Annotated in this window: 13 protein-coding genes; 3 read left to right on the plus strand and 10 right to left on the minus strand. The window is 69.2% G+C overall.

The window, feature by feature from the left end:
* Positions 1–304: 304 nt before the first annotated feature.
* Both rdfA and EAO78_RS08010 read right to left on the minus strand, forming a co-directional pair.
* Positions 305–922 (minus strand): rod-determining factor RdfA, encoded by a 618-nt coding sequence (rdfA, locus tag EAO78_RS08005; RefSeq protein WP_122105322.1) that lies wholly within the window; start codon positions 920–922, stop codon positions 305–307.
* Positions 923–1,023: 101 nt separating this feature from the next.
* Complete coding sequence (locus tag EAO78_RS08010; RefSeq protein WP_122105323.1) at positions 1,024–2,964, minus strand: archaea-specific SMC-related protein; 1,941 nt, start codon at positions 2,962–2,964, stop codon at positions 1,024–1,026.
* A gap of 459 nt (positions 2,965–3,423) precedes the next feature.
* Here EAO78_RS08010 and EAO78_RS08015 point away from each other — a divergent pair, with 459 nt between their 5' ends.
* Positions 3,424–3,915 (plus strand): CBS domain-containing protein, encoded by a 492-nt coding sequence (locus EAO78_RS08015; protein ID WP_122105324.1) that lies wholly within the window; start codon positions 3,424–3,426, stop codon positions 3,913–3,915.
* Between the two features lie 29 nt (positions 3,916–3,944).
* Here the strand turns inward: EAO78_RS08015 and EAO78_RS08020 are convergent, their stop codons facing one another.
* Positions 3,945–5,033: a TrmB family transcriptional regulator gene (locus EAO78_RS08020; protein ID WP_122105325.1), complete on the minus strand. Its 1,089-nt coding sequence runs from the start codon at positions 5,031–5,033 to the stop codon at positions 3,945–3,947.
* A gap of 127 nt (positions 5,034–5,160) precedes the next feature.
* Positions 5,161–7,317 carry an alpha-amylase family glycosyl hydrolase gene (locus tag EAO78_RS08025; protein ID WP_122105326.1) on the minus strand — a complete coding sequence of 719 codons (2,157 nt, stop codon included), beginning with the start codon at positions 7,315–7,317 and terminating at the stop codon, positions 5,161–5,163.
* A gap of 103 nt (positions 7,318–7,420) precedes the next feature.
* On the opposite strand from EAO78_RS08025, the gene EAO78_RS08030 reads away from it, so the two are divergent.
* Positions 7,421–9,559: a glycoside hydrolase family 15 protein gene (locus EAO78_RS08030; RefSeq protein ID WP_122105327.1), complete on the plus strand. Its 2,139-nt coding sequence runs from the start codon at positions 7,421–7,423 to the stop codon at positions 9,557–9,559.
* A gap of 9 nt (positions 9,560–9,568) precedes the next feature.
* Here EAO78_RS08030 and EAO78_RS08035 read toward each other — a convergent pair whose 3' ends face one another.
* The 6 genes from EAO78_RS08035 to EAO78_RS08060 form a co-directional block, all read right to left on the minus strand.
* Positions 9,569–10,723: a pyridoxal phosphate-dependent aminotransferase gene (locus EAO78_RS08035; RefSeq protein WP_122105328.1), complete on the minus strand. Its 1,155-nt coding sequence runs from the start codon at positions 10,721–10,723 to the stop codon at positions 9,569–9,571.
* 105 nt (positions 10,724–10,828) lie between these two features.
* Positions 10,829–11,566, minus strand: coding sequence for a DUF7095 family protein (locus tag EAO78_RS08040; protein WP_122105329.1), 738 nt, complete (start codon positions 11,564–11,566; stop codon positions 10,829–10,831).
* A 102-nt stretch (positions 11,567–11,668) separates the two neighbouring features.
* Positions 11,669–13,423, minus strand: a complete 1,755-nt coding sequence (gene polX / locus EAO78_RS08045; RefSeq protein ID WP_122105330.1) for a DNA polymerase/3'-5' exonuclease PolX — start codon at positions 13,421–13,423, stop codon at positions 11,669–11,671.
* 112 nt (positions 13,424–13,535) lie between these two features.
* Positions 13,536–15,149 (minus strand): Na+/H+ antiporter NhaC family protein, encoded by a 1,614-nt coding sequence (locus EAO78_RS08050; RefSeq protein WP_122105331.1) that lies wholly within the window; start codon positions 15,147–15,149, stop codon positions 13,536–13,538.
* A gap of 291 nt (positions 15,150–15,440) precedes the next feature.
* Entirely contained in the window at positions 15,441–16,667 is a 1,227-nt protein-coding gene (locus EAO78_RS08055; RefSeq protein ID WP_122105332.1) for an MFS transporter, read from the minus strand.
* Between the two features lie 90 nt (positions 16,668–16,757).
* On the minus strand, positions 16,758–18,152 hold the full coding sequence (locus EAO78_RS08060) for a signal recognition particle protein Srp54 (RefSeq protein ID WP_122105333.1): 1,395 nt from the start codon (positions 18,150–18,152) through the stop codon (positions 16,758–16,760).
* Positions 18,153–18,273: 121 nt separating this feature from the next.
* Between EAO78_RS08060 and EAO78_RS08065 the strand changes: the two genes are divergently transcribed.
* Positions 18,274–19,872, plus strand: coding sequence for an N-acyl-D-amino-acid deacylase family protein (locus EAO78_RS08065; RefSeq protein WP_203227849.1), 1,599 nt, complete (start codon positions 18,274–18,276; stop codon positions 19,870–19,872).
* Positions 19,873–19,963 lie beyond the last annotated feature (91 nt).

Below are 19,963 nucleotides of genomic sequence, written 5' to 3' on the forward strand. Positions count from 1 at the left end.
GACTCGGTAGGGCTGCCCGTCGTATTCGATGGGGCCACTCATCTCGAGATCGGGTTTCCCGGCCGTGTTACCGTCAGTGCCTCCGGTTGGGAGCCTCCTCCAGTGGTATCCCGAGTCCGCGACGATGACGAGTCGCCCGTACTCGCGAACACCGGCGGTGAGAAGGATCCCCGTCATCGTGGCGGAGCGTTCGGGTGACCTCCCGCAGACGTGTCTTCCGACGCCGATCCTCGTCATAATGCCCTAATTGATACTTCATGAATATATGAAGTATACGATTTCACTCATAGTAAGTATAATTATATTATTCGTACTCGGATGAAGTCGTGCATCCACACCCACCCTGCCGGAGCAACTCGCCGATCGAGTGGTTCGACCCACACTTCGAGCAGATGGCTCGAACGTCCACGAGAACGTCGTAGTCCGCGTGGTCGTGTTCGCCCGCCGAAACCAGTGACTCGATCGTCGACTCCGTAACGACGGCAACCCGTCCCTGGAGTTTCTCGATCGTTTCGGTCTTTCGTTCGACCACGTCGCCGTCCCGCTCGGGGAGGCTCGCTTCACGGTCCTTCCGCAGGTAGGTGTGTACCGCCTGGTGTGTCACGAAATCGTTCGAGAGCGTCTCCACGTCCACGCCCTCGCGTTCGAGACGACGTCGAGCGCGCGTTCGCTCGGAGCTCGATCCCTCCCGAAGGCTCTCGTACGTTCCCGTGATATCGACCTCGTGCGGCGAGACGTCGGCCTCCCGAAGCGTTACTTCGAGGAGCCGTTCGTTGAACTCGTCGGCGAGATCTCGGAGGCTCGTTCGTTCCCCCGTCTCGCCCGTCCACGCCGCCTCGAGTTGCGCGCCCGTCCCGGACAGGTCGTACTCGTCGATGAGCCGTGCGACCTTCGTTCCGCGGCTTCGCGTCCCGTTGCTCATACCCCTCCTATCCGAGCAAGCGTTACAAAGTTACTGATGTCACGTCGATGTCCATCGATGCCGACCGACGAGAGATGGCACGGTCGAACGATCGCCCGACGCTAATCGATGCTCCTCACGTACGTGTACTCCTCCGAGAGTGCCTCGGCGTCCTCGGGCAGCAGGGCCGCGACGAGGTACTCCGCGTGGGTTCTGAAGTAGTCGACGACGCGTCCGATCCGGTCCGAATCGATCGCTTCGAGCGAATCGAGAACGACGAACGGAACGACCTCGTGGACGTCGTGGACGAGGTAGCCGGCGAGCGCGAAGACGAGTCCGGTCACCTCGCGTTCGCTCTCCGAGAGGTGGTCGATGGTGTCCTCGTACGCGGACCCGTCCGCGGCCGACCGGACGATGTGTAACTCGAACCGCGTCCTCGTCACCTTCCGGCGTCCCTCGCGCACCTCCTCCCGACGGCGTTCGATCCAGATCCGATCGAGGTTGTCGTACTCCAGGATGTCCAGGACGGTCTCCATGTGCTCGTTGAACGCGGTCACCGCGTCCTTCTCGATGCGCTCGACGCGGGTTCGGAGGTCCGCGAGCCGTTCGGTGAGCTCCTCGCGTTCGGCCTCGAGTTCTTCGCGGCCCTCGAGCGCTTCCTCGCGCTCGGCGACCTCCTCGTCGATCGTCTCGAGGTCCCCTTCGATCCGTTCCACCCGCAACTCGAGTTCGTTGGACTCCCGGTGGAGTTCGAGCACTTCGTCGTGGTCCTGTACCTCGATCGTCTCGGTCTCGGCTTCGAGGTCCGCTATCTCGTCACGTTTCGTCTCGATCCGGCCCTCGAGATCCGAGATGCGTTCGGTCGTCGTCTCGATCTCCGCCTCGACGTCGGCGAGTCGGTTCTCCGCCCGTTCGGCTTTCCGTCGCTCGGTACGGAGTTCGGACCGTCGCTCGGTGAGCTCGGCGATGTCGGATTCGATACCGCTGCGCTCCTCGAGTTTCTCCGCGCGGAGGTCACGCAGCTGTTCGACGGTCCCCTCGATCTGTTCGGTCGCGACGGTCGACCCACAGGTCCAACAGGTCGTCTGGTCGCTTCCGGTCAGCGCGTCGGTCGGGTCCGTCTCCTCCCCGGTGTCGTCCCGATCGAGATCAAGCTCCTCCTCCTCGAGCATCTCCTCGTTGAAGCTCACGACGCTCGCGAGCTGGTTGATCGTCCCGTCGAGCGCGCGCTTGCGCTCTCGAAGCTCCTGAACTCGCCCCGCGAGTCGGTCCGGGTCCTCCTCGGGCGGCTCCGCGTCGGCGAGCCGCTCCTCGAGTTCGTCGTACTCCGACTCGAGTTCGGAGAGCGTCGACCGCTCGGTTTCGAGGTCGAACTCGAGGTCGTCCAGTTCCGACCGGGCGTCCCGGACGCGTTGGAACGCCTCCTCGAGCTCCCGTTTTTGCGAACGACTCCGTTCGACGTCCGTCTCGAGGTCCTCGAGTTCGGACTGAACGGTCGCCAACTCCTCGCGAGCCTCCTCGAGTTCCGCACGTTTTTCACGGCGTTTCTCCTCGAGTTCGGGCAGTTCGTCCTCGAGCCGTTCGAGCCGTTCGATCTCGTCGTCGAGCTCCTCGCGCTCCCGTTTACACGACTCGATCTCGGCTTCGATGCGGTCCGTATCGATGGGCCGCATGATGATCTCGCGGAGGTCGTCGCCGCGGGCGACGGTGCGTCGCGCCTCGTTGTTCTCGAGCAGGAAGGCGAACAGGTCGGCGAGTTCGGGGTCATCGAGGTACGGGTCGCCGTCGAACGCGACCGTGTCCCCGTGTCGGGTCAGCGTCCGCGTGTAGGTCTCCCCGTCGATCTCGAGGGTGACCGACCCTTCCTCGGCGTCGCCCTTGAGCGAGGCCCTCTCGCTGCCGAGTCCCGCCATGAGCGCCGCCAGAAACGACGTCCGATTCGTCGCGTTTCGTCCGGTCAGTACCGAGACGCCGGGCGGAAGGGTCACCTCGGCCTCGTCGATCCCGCCGATCTTTCGAACGTCGATCCGCACCCGTGATTCAGAGAGTTGCTCCGCCGACATACCTCCCCCCAGGAGACGCTGGTCATTAAATATACGCATGACGGTCGTCGGTCGAGGGAGATCTCCGTCAGCCATGTCGATCCTCCGATCCGTTCGAACGCTTCGAATCACCTGTCCAAACGTCCCGGATTCCCCTTCGAATGAAGTGACAATATTCAAATATTACTAGAACATGACTGGTATTTTATTTATTAAGTATAAATTTACATATATTTCGATTCGGCGAACTCGTCACCGTTCTTTGGCCGACAGTATCTCCATCGTCGTTATACTCCGAGACGGAATCTCCGGTCATCGGCGCGAAGACGTTCGTCAGAGCACTGTTAATACTGGGACGATCTGTACACCCGGCTATGTCGGTTGAATACCCCTCATGTTACAATCCCTATACTCTCCAGCATGACTTCGTCGACGCGGTCGCGTCGTAACGCCTACCACCCGCGACCGCGAGGGTCCGGTATGAACGCACGCGACCTGATGGTCGAGAACGTGAAGACGGTCCCCGCGGACGCCGACGTGAGCGACGTCTTCCACAAGTTCGCCCGCAACTCCTTCTCGGGGTTCCCGGTCGTCGACGACGAGGATCGGGTCGTCGGCGTGGTCACGGAGTCGGACCTCGTCGACCTGTTCGAGCCGGAGGAGGAGACGCTGTGGATCCCGATCGGGCTCCCCCCGTTCGTCGACACGCTCACGTATCAGGTGAAACCGCCCTGGGGCGACCTCGATCTGGGGATCGACCTCGTGCGCAACGCCGACCGACCCATCACCGAGGTGATGACCGCCGACCCGGCGACGGTCGCTCCCGACGCCGACGTCGACAAAGTGCTCGAGCTGCTCTCCGGAGACGATCCGGACATCAACCGCCTACCCGTCGTCCACGACGACGGCACCCTCGTCGGGCTCATCGCCCGGCAGGACGTGATCCGCGCGTTCCGGGACCGGCGGATCTGAACCGGACGACCGGTCTCACCGGCCGGTCGTCACTCGGTCTCCAAACGGGTGAACTCCGCCTCCACGTCCTCGACGAACGCCCCTCGACCGCCCACCGAGACCGCCCCGTCCTCCGTCTCGACGGTGAGCGAGTTCTCGACGGGGAACTCGTTGTTCGTCGGCTCGACCATCGCCTGTTTGACCGAGCGGACGCGACCGGTCACCTCCACCGGTTCGGCCTCCTCGTCTATCCGTCTCCCGGCGACCGTCGCTCGGATCGTCCGCCCGGCCCGAAGGTGAAGCGTGGCCTGGAACACGACCTGTCTGAAGTCGTCGTACTCGACCGGGAGCGGAGCCGGCTCCGCACGCGCCACCTCGTCGGTGGCGGGCCAGTAGTTGCCCATGAACGCGCCGACGATGACGGGCGCGAGCTGCGCCTGCGCGAAGACGATCGCCTGCCGGTCGGAGTCCGACCGGCGCAACAGCTCCGGCGGCGCGACGAGCCCCCGCGCCGAGTCGACGGTGAGCATCGTCGGCATCGCCTCGCCCCAGGTCCGGACGACGCTCGCGATCGTCTCGAGGTCCATCCGATCGGCCCCCTCGGTGTCCCCGAGCGCGTCGCGGACCCCGTCGACGTCCTCGACGTCCGTGACGACGAGCAGCACGAGGACGTCGCGATCGAGCGCGGCCGCCAGCGCGTCCCGGACCGTGGCGAGGTGCTTCGCGGGGATCGAGAGCGTCAGCTCCGCGTCGGCCCCCTCGAGAAGCGATCGGATCCGCTTGATCACGGTGACGCGGGATTTGACCACCTCGAACTGCTCCGCCTCCCGTTCCGCCCGCGAGTAGCGCTCCTCGAGTCCGGGGCGGATCGCGTCCGCGTCGGACCGGAGCCGCTCTATCACCTCCTCTGGGGGGTTCGCGCGGACCGTCGTCGGCACGGCGTGGTCGTGGACCTCGACGAACCCGCGGTCCGCGAGCGACTCGCTCGCGCTGTACACGTAGCGTTTCGAGACGCCCGCGGCGTCGGCGACGGTGCTGGCCTTGGCCTCGCCGTACTCGAGGAGGGTGAGGTAGGTGTCGATCTCCTTTTCCGAGAGTCCGAACCGACCGAGGAGGTCCGTCAGCGTCCGGTCGTCCATACTCGAACGGGGAGGACGCGGCACTTATACCGGTCGGTGGTGCTCCGCGGCGGCCGTCCGGGTCGTCACGACCGCCCCGGTCGTCGTCGGGAACGATCGAGTCGACCGAATCGACCGACCCGCCGTTTCACGCGAGGACCGCGACGCTCTCGACGACGGCCTCCCCGTCGACCGGGTCGGCGGCGAACAGGTCCCGGTCGATCCGGTCCGGTACCTCGACGGTCGCCGGCGCCTCCGCGAAGTTCACGACGACGAGCAGGCGGTCGTGTCCCGTGGTCGTTCCGGCGGCGCTCTCGGTCCCGATCGTCCGTTCGTACGCAGTCACGCGGTCGGGGTCGCCGGCGACGACCTCGATCGCCCCGGATCCGGTCGCGAAGTCGACGTTCGGGGCACGGAGGGCCGGTTCGGCGTCCCGGAGTGCCGAGAGACGCCGGTGGAACTCGGTGAGCGCGTTGTCGCCGTCGTGCCAGCGGAACGGGCCGCGAGTCGTCTCGTTGCCCCGCTCCTGTCCCGCGTACACCATCGGCGCGCCGGGGAGCGTGAACGTCACCGCGGCGGCCGCGCGCAGCGCGGCCCGGCCGTGCGTCGCCAGGTATCGGTCCTCGTCGTGGTTCTCGACGTAGCGTAACTGGGCGCTCGGATCGTCGAACCCGAGCCACGTCGTGCGCTCGAGCGCGTCCGCGACCGCGTCGGCCGGCGCCCGTCCGGACCCGATCGCGTTCAACGTCCCGTACAGCGAGGTGTCGTAGTGGAGGTCGAACTCCCCCTCGCCGTAGAAGGGATCGTGGGGAAGCGTCTCGTCGAGAAGCAGGAAGTCGTCGGGGACGCGGTCGGCGACCTCCTTCCAGAACCCGTGCGGGACGCCCCAGGCCACGTCCGCGCGAAAGCCGTCGACGACGCTCGCCCACTCGTCGACGACCGACAGCATCCACGCCCGGACGGCGGGGTCGTCGTAGTTCAGGTTCGGGATCCGCCCCCAGTCGAAGTGGTACTCCGGGACCGCGCCCGCGGGGAGTTCGGCCCAGTCGATCCCCGTCACGTCGACCGCGGCGTCGGCTCGCCGGTAGCGGTCGGCGTATTCGGGCACGCCGGCCGAGTGGAGCTGGAACGCCGGGTGGTCCCGGGAGGTGTGGTTGATCACGAGGTCGAAGACGACCCGGATCCCGGCGTCATGGCAGGCGTCGACCAGCGACTCGAACGCCGACCGCGACCCGAGGTCGTCGGCCGTCTCGAAGTAGTCGGTGACGTGGTAGCCGTGCTCGGTCGGCGAGGCGAGCACGGGGGTCAACCAGAGCGCGTCGACGGCGAGGCTCTCGAGGTACGGGATCCGCCGTTCGATCTCCCGAAACGTCGTCGGGAGCGTGTCGCCGGCAAACGACCGGACGTACACCTCGTACACCGTCGGCGACTCCGCCCACGTCGGCCGGGCGTGCGGGTCCGTCGCCGCAAGCGATCCGTCCCCGTCCGGGTCGACCCGGACCGTCGCCATCGCCCCACGCCGCTCCGCGTGCGGAACGGCGTGGATCCGGATCCCGCCGTCGACCCCGTCCAGGTCCCGGAGCGGGACGGCGAGCGTGTGCCCGTCCGAGCGAGCCTCGATCCGATCGACGGTCTCGGGGTCGGCGTCCCGGTCGTCGACGAGGAACGCCACGTCGACGTCGGCGGGGTCCCTCTCCGAGTCCGGCGGGACGCCGACGTCGGCGGTCACGCGGAGGATCGACGGCGCGTCACCGTTCCCGACCTCCACCGACCAGTCGAGCGAGAGCCGGGGACGACCCGGTCCCTCGACCTCGTGGACGACGTGGCGTTCGGTACTCCGGTCGTCGTTGGCGACGAAGCCGACGCCGTGACGACCCGGCGGGAGGCGGCTCCGGTAGACCCACTCGTCACCCTCGCGCGTCGGCCGGTCGCGCGCGAGCAGCCGGTCGTTGTGCCGCCACAGAAGCGAGACGCGCTCGACCGCGTCGTCCGCGACCGGGAGGTCGCTCGCGGGCACCCGGATCTCGGTCTCCCGTCGCTCGTCCGGAAACGCCCGCACGCGCTGGCGGTGTGACCCGTCAGGAGCGTCGAGCCGGAGGACGTAGGTCCCCGGCGCGTCCGGACGGAGGTGAACGACCGGGTCGTCCGGCCGGCTCGTCGCGCCGGGCTCGAGGACGTCGCCGTCGCCGTCGACGGGCGCGTCCAGCACCGTCCACTCGTAGCGCCCCGACGGGTCCGGGTCGCGGGGCGCCAACTCGACCGACCGCCCGACGCTCGTCGCTCGCGGCGGTCCGGGCTCGTGCATACCCCCATCCGGAACCGGACCCGCATGAGCGTTTCCACCATGAAAAATCGTGAATAAATAGTTCACCAAAGATTCATTCTTGACGGGCACGTCCTCGCGACCAATGCAACTACGCGACGCGCTCGACGACTACAAGCGAAACGCGGGCCACGACCGGCTCTTCGCGGGCGAACGACGCACCGTGGCGGGCCGGTTCACGGGCGGCGACGGGCGGCTCCTCCACGTCGCCCCCGACGGCGGGCTCCGGGACTTCGGATACCCGCTCACCGGCACCAGCGGGCTCTCCCGCTCGCGGTTCGGGCTGGCCGTCGACGGCGACGTGACCTGGTTCGACCCGTCCCGCTCCCGGCAGCGCTACGTCGACGACACGCCGCTCGTCGAGACGGTCCACGAGACCGACCGGGCGACCGTGCGGCGGTACGACCTCGCGATCGGCGACGCCCACCTCACGCGCGCGACCGTCGAGCCCGACCCGGACGCCGACCGCGACGCGGACGACTTCGCGCTCGTCGCGTACGCGGCCTTCGCGCCCGACGGGCGCGACGAACGCGTCGGACAGCTCCGCTACGACGACGCGGTCGAGGTGTACCACGCCGACGAACACGACTACCTCGCGAGCGCGACCGGCCTCAGCGACCTGCGCGGACAGCTCCCGCCCACGTTCCCCGAGGTACTCGACGACGCGCCGATGGACCTCCCGCGCGACCGCGACGCCGCCCGCTACGACGAGGAGCGGCTCTCCGGCGAGGTCGTCGTCGAGGCTCCCTTCGAGGACGCCGCGACGACGCTCGGAACCCTGCTTTCGGACCGCTCGGAGACGACCCGCGAGGCGGCCCGGAGCCGTCTCTCGGAGCTGTTCGCGGAACTCGACTCCGCGTCGGCGCTGGCGGACGCCGCCGCCGGGACGACCCCGACGGTTCCCGCGTCGGTTCCCGAGCGGGAGTCGGTCGTCGCGGACCTGCGGGTGCTGTCGTTGCTGTCGGCCGAGACGGGCCTGCGGATCGCTGGGCCGGACTTCGATCCGCACTACCAGCACTCGGGCGGCTACGGCTACACCTGGTTCCGCGACGACGCCGAGATATCGACGTTCCTCCTCGAGTCGGACGACCGGCTCGAGCTCGGACTCGACGACTGGCACGCCCGGTCCGCACGGATGTACGTCGACACCCAGCGCCCCGACGGCTCCTGGCCACATCGGGTCTGGCCGCGGAACGGCGCGCTCGCGCCCGGCTGGGCGAACGCGCGCATCGAGGACGGCCCCGACGTGGACTACCAGGCCGACCAGACCGGCAGCGTGATCGCGTTCCTCGCCCGGGCGCGAGGACGCGGCGTCGACGTAGACGGGCTCGATCCGGTCCTCGTCGACGCGCTCGCGAGCCTCGATTCGACCCTCGCCGAGGACGGCCGCCCCGTCGTCTGTCAGAACGCCTGGGAGGACTCCGTCGGCCGGTTCACGCACACCGCCGCGACGTTCCTCGAGGCGTACAGCGCGCTCGCGCGTCACGGCGCGGGGCTCGCCGGCGACGGAAACGACGGCCCCGAGGACGACGAGTTCGACGACGCGCCCGCCGACCACGCCCGGGACCGAGCCCGGGAGGTGTACGAGGCGCTCGACGACCTCTGGGTTCCGGACCGGGGCTGTTACGCGCTCCGCGAGACGGACCACGGCGACGTCGACGACCGGCTCGACTCGGCGACGCTCGAGCTCGCGAGCGCGCACCGCGCGTACGACTCGCTCGGGGACGCTCCCTCGACCGAAGCCGATTCGAGCGAAGCCGACTCGACCGCGGGCGGCGCGGTCGACGACGAGCGGCTCGATCGCCTGGTCTCACACGTCGAGTGCGTCGTCGACGGGCTGGCTCGGGAGACGGACGCGATCGCGGGGCTGTTCCGCTACGAGGGCGACGGCTGGCGGCGCGCCGACCAGCCGGGCGAGAAGGTGTGGACGGTCTCGACCGCGTGGGGCGCGCACGCCTGCGCGGAGACGGCCGCCCTGCTCTCCGACCACGACGACCCGCGGGCGGAGCGGTTCGCCGAGCGCGCCCGCGAGCTGCTCGGGCTCGTCTCGCCGGCCGGAGCGCTTTGTGAGCCGACCGGATACCTCCCGGAGCAGTTCTTCGACGACGGAACCCCCGACAGCGCCACGCCGCTGGGGTGGCCCCACGCGATCCGGCTGGCGACGATCGGATCGCTCGACGCGCACGGCCTGTTGACGGCCGAACCCGTGCCCGCCGACGACTGAGGAGCCGACTCAGTACTCGGCCAGTCCCGCCTCGATCCGGTCGAACCCCTCCTCGATCCGCTCGGTGGAGTTGGCGAACGAGAGCCGGAGGCGGCCGGGCGTCGAGTCGCCGAATCCGTCGCCGGGCGCGAGCACGACGCCGTGTTCTTTTAACAAGTGTTTGGCGACGTCGATCGCGGGCTCGTCGAGGCCGGGGTCGAGGTAGGCGTAGAACGCGCCCTCCGGCCGGGGACACGAGAGGCCGTCGATCCCCGCGACGCGGTCGACCACGAGGTCCCGACGCTCCCGGAAGGCGTCGTACATCTCCTCGTAGGGTTCCTGCGGGCCGGTGAGCGCGGCGATCGCCGCGTGCTGGGCGACGCTCGACGCGCAGGCGGTCGTCGACTCGTGGACCCGCACCACGTCGTCGATGACGTGGTCGTCGCCGGCGAGCCAGCCGAGCCGCCAGCCGGTCATGGCGTACCGCTTCGAGCAGGAGCCGACCGTCAACACGTGGTCCGGGTGGCCCGTGTAGGCGGCGATCCCCTCGGCGGGGCCGTCGTAGGTGAGCCCGAGGTACACCTCGTCGGCGATCACGTAGGCGTCGTGGTCGGCGGCGGCCTCGACGACCGCCCGGCACTCCTCGGGGTCGAAGACGCGGCCGGTCGGGTTCGAGGGCGTCGTGAGCACGACCGCGGCGGTGTCGTCGCTCATCGCGTCGACCACGCGGTCGGCGTCGAGGTCGAACCCCGTCTCCGCCGGCATGGACACCTCCCGGAAGGTCCCGTCCGCGAGCCGCGCCTGCGTCGCGTAGTTGGGCCAGGTCGGGCCGGGGACGAGCAGCTCCTCGCCCGGCGAGACGGTGGCGAGCGTGGCCAGGTGGAGCGCCTCCATCCCGCCGACGGTGACGACGATCTCGTCCGGGTCGTGTTCGACGCCGTAGTCGCGCGCGAGCGTGTCGCTGATCGCGCGGCGGCACTCCCGTATCCCGGCGTTTGAGGTGTAGTGGGTCGCGCCGCCGCGGGCGGCCTCGGCGGCCGCGTCGATCACGTGTTCGGGCGTGTCGAAGTCGGGCTCGCCGACCTCGAGCCGGACGAGGTCGCCGCCCTGTTCCTGTGCGAGGTCGTACATCACGCGGATGCTCGATCGGTCCGCGTCCCGGACGCGGTCGGTCGGCGTGGGCATACCGTCCCCACGGCGATCGGTCCCAAAAGGAGTTGGGTCGCGGAAATCGCGGAATACACGGGTCTCGTGGAGATCGCGGGGTGTGTGGAGACGCGGGGTCGACGCTCAAACCATGTCGCCACGGACCGACGAGCCGTCTTGGTCGGCGCGTTCGGTCGCGAGCGCGTCCGCGACCGCCCCGGCGACGTCGTCGTCGACGCCGAGCGACGAGAGCGCGGCGGGCAGCGTCGGCATCGCGAACGCCCCGTCTCGAAGCCGCTCGAACGCCTCCTCGTCCCGGCGGCCGCCGGCCCACAGACAGACGCCGCGGGGGTCGAGGACCTCCCCGTAGGCCTCGCGGGCGAGTGCACCCTTCAGCCGCTGGGTCACGTTGTCGCCGAAGCTCGCGTTACACACCTCGAGGTGGATCGGGGCGTCACGGGCGTCGGTTCCGGTGGTGTCGTTGTCGGCGGCAGCGTTGTCGGCGGCAGCGTTGTCGGCGGGAGTGTCGGGTCGATCGGACGCGGCGGGAACCGCGAGCAGCTCCGCGGCGAGGCACTTCTCGGGGGCGGCGTACCCGTTGTCGCTGGCGCGCACGCGGTCGGGGTTCGCCTCCGCCCACGACGCGCGGACCGTCGTTCCGATCCCCTTGACGCCGTACTCCGCCTCGAAGGCCGCCGCCGCGTCCGCGTCGCTGTCCATGAGGACGTCCTTCGTGAGGTAGACGTCGAGCCGGTCGATCGGGTCGAGCCCGAGCGCCACGTCGCCGAACGCCCACACCTCCCGGACGGGCACGGGCATCGGCTCGTCCTCGACGCGGTCGACGATCGCCTCCACCCGGTCGACGGCCCGCTCCAGTTCCATCGTCCCGCGGTACGGGCGGCGGGCTCATACGGGTTGCGCTCGGCGTCTCCGTCGCGCCGTCGTCGGCGCGGGCGGGATCGTCACGATCACGCCGAGAGGGAGCTACGCGAGGAACTCGCGGAGGTCGTCGGCCGAGTACGTGTTGAGCACGTCGGCGGCCTCGGCCCAGCCGCGGCGGGCGGTGTGAACCCCGTATCGGGCGTTGTCCAGCTCGCGAGGCGTGTGTGCGTCCGTGTTCACCGCGATCGTCGCACCCGCGTCGACGGCGGCCCGGACCGCGCTCCCGTCGGCGTCGAGACGGGCTGGGTTCGCGTTCACCTCGATCGCGACGCCCTCGCGCGCGGCCGCGGCCGAGACCGCCTCCATGTCGGGATCGAGCCCCCGTCGCTCGTTGATGAGCCGGCCGGTCGGATGGCCCAGAACGTCGACCTCCGGGTGTTCGACCGCCCGTACGAGCCGCTCGGTGGCGGCGTCGGCCTCCGCGTCGAGCGCCGAGTGCGGCGAGGCGACCACGATATCGAGGTCGGCGAGCGTCGCGTCGTCGGTGGTGATCCCCCCGTCGGTATCGATGTTCGCCTCGATCCCGTGTAGCACCTCTATCCCGGCGTCGACCGCGTCGGCCGCCTCGGCGACCGCCGCCGCCTGCTCGACGATCTCGTCCTCGTCGAGGCCGACGTTCCCGAACACGCCCGGCCCGGCGGCATGGTCGGTGACGGCGTGGTACTCGTACCCCCGCTCGGCCGCGGCCGCGATCATCTCCGCGATCGCGAACCCGCCGTCGGACCAGTCGGTGTGGGTGTGGAGGTCCCCCCGGAGGTCCGCTCCGTCGACGAGGTCGGGGAGGTCGTCCGCGGCCGCGGCCGCGACCTCCCCGGCGTCCTCGCGGAGTTCCGGCGGGACGAACGCCATGTCGAGCGCGTCGTAGACCCCCTCCTCGGTCTCGCCCGCGACCCGGTCGCCGACGCGCCTTCCCGCGTCGGGATCCGCAACGTCGCGCACGTCGAACAGGCCGTACTCGTTGAGCTTGAGCCCGCGATCGATCGCGCGGTTGCGGACCGCGACGTTGTGCGCCTTCGACCCGGTGAAGTACTGGAGTGCCGCGCCGAACTCGACGTCGTCGACGATGCGCAGGTCGACGCGGGTCCCGTCCGCGCGGACGCTCGCCTTTCCGGTGCCGGCCTCGATCGTCGCGTCCGCGGCCGGCCAGTCGACGAACGCGTCGACGATCGGCTCGCGCTCGTCGCTCGCGACGAGGAGGTCGACGTCGCCGATGGTGTCCTTCCACCGCCGGATCGACCCGCACACCTCGACCCGGGAGACGCCGTCGACGTCCGCGAGGTACGCGAGGGCGTCGTCGGCGACCGGCCGGGCGTCGCCGAGACGAGTCCGCTTCCTGGACTCGCGTGCGAACGGGACGTTCTCGAGGATCGACTCCTCCGTCCTCGCGCCGAACCCCTTCACCTCGCGGATCTCGCCGGCCTCGGCGGCGGCCTCCATCTCGTCGAGCGTCGTGATCTCGAGCGCCTCGTAGAGGGTGCCGACGGTCTTCGGGCCGACCCCCTCGATCGCCGTCAGCGCTGCCATGTCGACGGGTAACTCCTCTCGAAGCGCCTCCAACTCCGCGATCTCGCCCGTCTCGACGTACTCGACGACCTTCGCGGCGATGGCGTCGCCGACGCGGTCGATCTCCGCGACCGCGTCCTCGCCGTCGACCGCGAGGTCCTCGATCGGCGTCGGATGCTCGCGGACGTTCTCGGCGGCGCGGCGGTACGCCGAGGGTTTGTACTCCACGCCCGTCGCCTCGAGTCGGTCCGCGAACTCCTCGAGGAGCGACGCGACCTCGTCGTTCCGGCTCATTCGAGCGATCGTTCGGCCGGATGGGTCTTATACTGTCGCCCGACGATCGAGAGCCGCCGCTGGCGGGGGAGCGTGCCGAAAAATGAAGCGGAGATCGGGAACCCCGACGTCGTCAGTCGTCCGACGGCGAGGACTGCTGTTCGGTCCGTGCCGCCTGCGGCGTCAGGTCCTTGCGGTTGGCGTCGAACTCCGAGAGCCCGTAGACGAGCCCGTAGAGCAGGCCGACGCCGATCGGGAGCAGGACCAGCGGCGTGATCCGGGTCGCCCCCCAGACCAACAGCATCGACGAGGCGACGATGATGACGGTCACCGCGTAGTACATCTGCGTCCGCACGTGGTCGATGTGGTCCGCCCCGGTGAACGTCGACGACAGGATCGTCGTGTCCGAGATGGGCGAACAGTGGTCGCCGAAGATGGCGCCGCTGAACACCGTCCCCACCGCGACCGGCAGGAGCGTCGGGGCGGAGCCGCCGATGCTCCACGCCAGCGGGATGGCGATCGGCGTGACGATAGCCATCGTCCCCCAGGAGGTCCCGGTGGAGAAGGCGATCACCGCCGAGGCGAACAGGATGACCACGGGCAGCAGCATCGGGGAGATGATCGACTCCGCGACGTTGGTCACGTAGATCCCCGTGCCGAGTTCGGTCGTGACGGTGCCGATGGTCCACGCCATGACGAGGATGGACGCGGCGGTTATCATCATGCTGAACCCGTCGATGACCGTCTCCATCGCCTCCTCGAGGTCCATCAGGCCGCCGAAGAACCCGCTGATGAGGCCCATCGCGACCATCGAGAAGGAGCCCCACAACAGCGCGTCGACGAACGCGGCGTTGCCGACGATGTCGATCAGTTCCGGGTTCGCGCCGGCTCCCTGGATGCCGGTGTACGCGGAGCCGGCGAAGACGACGGTGATGAGCGTACCGACGGGGAGGAGGAAGTACCGGAGCTGCGGCGAGTCGGTCACCATGTCACCGAGGCTGTCTTCGGCGCTCTGCATCGGGACGGCGTCGTCCCGGAGCACCTTCCCGTGTTTCCACGAGCGGTGTTCGGCGTCGAGCATCTCGCCGAAGTCGCGCTGCGTGATGATGACGATCCCGACCATCGCCAGCGCGAAGAGGCAGTACATGTTGAACGGGATGCTCTGGAGGAAGAGGCTGAAGGCCTCGGGTGCCTCCCCCGAGATCCCGGCGGCCTCGTACCCCTGTTCGATCATGCTCAGTTGGTAGACGACCCAACTGGAGATGCCGAACGTCGCCACCGGCGCGGCGGTGGAGTCGATGATGTACGACAGCTTCTCCCTGGACACTCGCATTTCGTCGGCCATGTCCCGCATCGTCGTGCCGACGATGGCCGTGTTGGAGTAGTCCCCGAAGAACCAGAGCATGCCGAAGATCCACGTCGCGAGCCCGACCTTCCGTTGTGAGTCGAGCCGCGAGGTGGCGGCGTTCCCGATGGCTTTCGCCCCGCCGAGCCGCCAGATCAGCGCGACGCCCCCACCCAGGAACATCACGATCGTGAGGATCTTGGCGTTGAACAGGCTCTCACCGAGCGACGAGACCGTCCAGTTGAGCGTCTGGACGACCCCGTGGCTCCCCGTGAAGATGATCCCTCCGGACCAGATACCGAGGAACAGCGAGAGGATCGCCCGACGGGTGACGATCGCGAGGACGATCGCCAGAAGCGGCGGGACGATCGAGATCGCCCCGTACGTCTCGGCGCCCGTCATCCGTCACCCTCCACGCCGCGGCGCGTTTCGAGAGGATGATCCCCACCGATCGGGGCGTCCCTCGGCCCGTACTCCGCTTCCGGTCGGGTAGTTAGGCTGTTTACGTGTAACATGTGCTACTCCCTACCATGTCCGATGTAGTGTCGCGACAAGATCTACATAAACCCACCGATGTCGACGTGGAATGTGTCACTTCACACAGTGAACCGTCGAGAGGGGGGCGGATCGGACACTTCAGTCGATCGAACGTCGTAACAAACGAAACAAATACCGGATCGAGTACGTGATCGGTCACTCGGTCGCCCACAGCCCCGTCACCACGAGCGCGGCGAGCGCGGTCGACCCGGCGAGCAGCGCGAACGCGGGACGGAACCCGGCGACGTCGGCGATCGTGCCGACGATCCCCGGCGCGAGCGCGCCCGCGGCCATGAGCAGGGTGCGGACGACGCCGAGCCCGCCGCCGGCGAGTCGCTCCGGAAGCGCCTCGACCAGGTACGCCCCCCGGACGGGGCGGTAGCCGTGGGATCCGAGCCCGAGCGTGGCGACGAGCACGCCGAGAACGATCGGTCCGGCGTCGACGAGGAGGACGACGCCGACGAGCGAGGCCGCAGCCAGCCCGAGCGCGACCGCCATCACCGGGAAGCGGCCGAGACGGTCCGACAGGTCGCCCGAGACGAGCTGGACGAACGTGACCGCGAAGAGCACCGAGTACAACAGGCTCGCCGTCGACGTCGACAGCCCGGCGGCGCGTGAGAGGTACAGCGGGAAGAACGCGACCGCGCCGTTGTACGCGAACGAGGCGGCGATCGTGGCGATCACGAACGCGCTCATTCGGCGGTCGCGGAAGGACTCGAGGTAGTCCCGGGCGGTCGGGTCGGGACCCTCCCGCGGCTCGCCGCGGTCGGCGTTCTCCGGGAGCCGGCTCGGGACGCGCACCGCGAACGCGACCGCCACCGCGAGGACGACGACCCCCGAGACGACGAACAGCCCGCGCCAGTCCGCACCCGGCAGCCGGTCCAGGAGCGCGTCGAGCGCGGCCGGCGTGGAGACGAAGAGCACGACCGCCGCGGGCGCGGCGACGCCACCCAACGCCCCGATGGTGTCGTGGGCGCCGAGCGCGCGCCCCGTCCGCGCCGGGTAGACGCGTGAGAGCAGCCGGACGGCGACCGTCTTGTGTGCGCCCGTCCCGCCCCCGATGACGAGCATGACGGCGGCGAGAACGAGGAAGGGCGCGTCGACGACGAGCGCGACGGCCCCGACCGCCGCGACGGCCGCGCCAGCGACGATGACCCGCACCGCGCCGACGCGATCCGCGAGCGCGCCGCTCGGGAACTGCATCAGCGCGTACACCAGCATGAACCCGGTGTACGCCGTGCCGACCGCGGCGTTGCTCACGCCGTAGCTCGCCTGAAGCGACTCGAACAGCGGCGGGAACGCGTACCGAAGGAACTTGCCGAGAAACCACAGAAGCGCCGTCAACAGGAGCACGTCGTACTCGGCGATCCGCCGGAGGTCCATCGGCCGCCCTTGTCCGGTCGGACGCTTAAAACGGAGGAAGTCGGCAGAGCTGACGGTCGCGCGAACGCGGGCGGTTCGGCAGGAAGCGGCCTACCCGAACGGCCCCTTCCCGCCGCCCATCATGTCGCCGAGGCCGCCACCGCCGCCGCCCATCTTCTTCATCATGCGCTGCATGTCGCCCTCGCCCATTCCCTGGAACTGCTGGATGGTCCGCTCCATCATCGAGTGCTGTTCGAGGAGCTGGCGGACGGTCTCCTCGTCCGTACCCGATCCGCGGGCGATCCGGCGGGTGCGCTCCTGCCCGACGACGCGGGGGTTCTCCAGTTCCCCCTCCGTCATCGAGTCCATGATCCGCTCGAACTTTCGCATCCGGTCCTGGGTGACGTCCATCGCGTCGTCCGGGAGCTGGTCCATCATCCCGCCGCCCATCCCGGGGATCATGTCCATCACCTGGTCGAGCGGCCCCATCCGGTTCATCGCGTCCATCTGTTTCTTCATGTCCTTCAGGGTGAACTCGCCCTGAAGCATGTCCTCGGGGTCCCAGTCGTCGTCCTCCTCCTGGGCCTCCTGCATCGCGCGCTCGACGCGCTCGGAGAGCTGCTTGAGGTCGCCCATCCCGAGCAGCCGGGAGATGAACCCGGAGGGCTCGAACCGCTCGATGTCCTGGACCGTCTCGCCGGAGCCGAGGAAGGCGATCGACGAACCGGTCTCGTTGACGGCGGTGAGCGCCCCGCCACCCTTCGCGGTCCCGTCGAGTTTGGTGATCATCACGCCGTCGATGCCGATCGACGCCTCGAACTGGCGGGCCTGGTCCTTAGCGCCCTGCCCGATCGCCGCGTCGAGCACGAGCAGCGACCGGTCGGGGTCGACCGCCCGTTCGATCTCCTCGATCTCGGCGATGAGGTCGTCCTCGAGGGCGTGTCGACCCGCGGTGTCGACGATCCGGACGTCGGCGTCGGCGGTCGCCTCCATCCCCTCGCGGGCGATCTCGACCGGGTCGTCGGCGTCGGGGTCGCCGTAGAAGTCGACCTCCGCCCGCTCGCACATCTGTTTCGCCTGGTCGTACGCGCCGGGGCGGAAGGTGTCCGTCTGGATCACCGCCGGGCGGAGTCCCTTCGTCGAGAACCACCACGCCATCTTGGCGGCGGAGGTGGTCTTCCCGGAGCCCTGAAGCCCGGCCAGCAGGATCGTCTGCGGTTCGAGCGGCAGCGCCGTGGAGTCGCCGACGAGGGCGACCATCTCCTCGTAGACGATCTTGAGGACGTGGTCGCGGGCGGTCGTGCCGCCGGGCGGCTCCTCCTCCAGCGCGCGCGTCTCGATCGAGTCCGACAGCTCCATGACGAGGGAGACGTCGACGTCGGCGGAGAGCAGCGATCGCTGTATCTCCTTGACGATCTCCTCGACGTCGTCCTCGTCGAGACGCGTCTTCCCCTGGAGCTTGTCGAGGCTGCTCCGCAGGGACGTTCCGAGGTCGTCGAGCACCATTTGCCGGAGGTAGGCGGGCCACGCGGTAAAGGCTTTGTTCGTCGCCCGAGCGCGTGGCGGCGGCCGAAAGCGACGGGCGGCGACGGCACCCTTTACCCGTGGCTTCCCGTGGATCGGCTCGATGAACTACGACTGCGTGCTCCGAAACGGGCGGATCGTCGACGGAACCGGGTCACCGTGGTACCGCGGGGACGTCGCCGTCGACGACGGTCGGATCGCCGCGGTCGGGACGGTCGGGGGCGAGGGGGACGCCGAGATCGACCTCGACGACGACGTCGTCGCGCCGGGGTTCATCGACGTCCACACGCACTCCGACTTCACGCTCCCGGCGAACCGGGACGCCCACAGCAAGGTCAGACAGGGCGTGACGCTCGAGGTCGTCGGGAACTGCGGGACGAGCGCGGCCCCGCGGTACGGAGCGGCCTCCCGTTCCGTCGACGACTGGTTCGAGAGCCGTGGACTCGGGGACGCGGTCGACGCCGACGAGTGGGAGTCGATGGCCGGCTACCTCGAGTACCTCGAGGCGGACGGCCTCTCGCTCAACGTCGGGTCGCTCGTGGGCCACGGGAACGTCCGCGCGGCCGTCGTGGGACACGAGGACCGCGCGCCATCGACCGACGAGCTCGACGAGATGCGCGAGCTGGTCGCCGAGGCGATGGCGGACGGGGCGGTCGGCCTCTCCACCGGCCTGTTCTATCCGCCGGGCTGTTACGCCGACGTCGACGAGGTCGTCGCGCTCGCCGAGGTGGCGGCCGACCACGGCGGCTTCTACGCCACCCACATGCGCTCCGAGAGCGACGACCTCCTCGAGAGCGTCGAGGAGGCCATCGAGATCGGCCGTCGAGCGGACGCCCCGGTACAGGTGTCCCACCACAAGGCGATCGGCCCCGACAACTGGGGGAAGGTGCGGGCGACGCTCCGACGAATGGAACTCGTTCGCGAACGGGAGGGGATCGACGTCCAGTGTGACCAGTACCCGTACGTCGCCTCCTCGACGAGTCTGGGGGCCTTCCTCCCCGACTGGGCCCACGACGGCGGCGACGACGCGCTCGTAGAGCGGCTTCGCGATCCCGAAACTCGAGCCCGGATCCGGGAGGACCTGAAGACGGAGCGCACGGCCGACTGGGACGGCGTCCTGGTGACCGGGGTTCAGAACCCCGATCTGAAGCGGATCGAGGGGAAAACGATCGCCGAACTCGCCGCCCGAAGCGGCGAGGAGCGACCACCCGCGGAGCTCCTCCTCGACGTCGTTCTCGAGGACGAGAACCGGGCCATGCACGTCAGCTTCGGCATGGACGAGGCGGACGTTCGGACCGTACTGCGTCACGACCTCACGATGGTCGGCAGCGACGGGTCCTCCCTCCGCCGGTCCGGCTCGCTCGGCGAGGGCGTGCCACACCCGCGCAGCTACGGGACGTTCCCCCGCGTGCTCGGTCGATACGTCCGCGAGGAGGAAGCGATCCCGCTCGAGCGCGCCGTCCACAAGATGACCGGAATGCCCGCGTCACGGCTGGGCCTCGACGACCGGGGCGTGTTGAAACGGGACGCCCGCGCCGACGTGACGGCGTTCGATCCCGAGACGGTCGAGCAGACCGGCGACTTCCTCGATCCCGCCGTGTATCCCGCCGGCGTGGAACACGTCCTGGTCAACGGCGAGTTCGTCGTCCGCGACGGCGACCACACCGGCGCGCGACCCGGTGTCGTGATCGGCGCGTCGTGAGACACGAACGATCGGCGCGTCGTCGCGACCGCCGAACGGCACGTCGTCGTGGCCGTCGGACGGCGACGTTCCCACCCTGAAGCTTATTGTA

Origin of the sequence: Halobellus captivus (genome assembly GCF_003697845.1) — an archaeon.
Taxonomy (GTDB): domain Archaea; phylum Halobacteriota; class Halobacteria; order Halobacteriales; family Haloferacaceae; genus Halorubrum; species Halorubrum glutamatedens.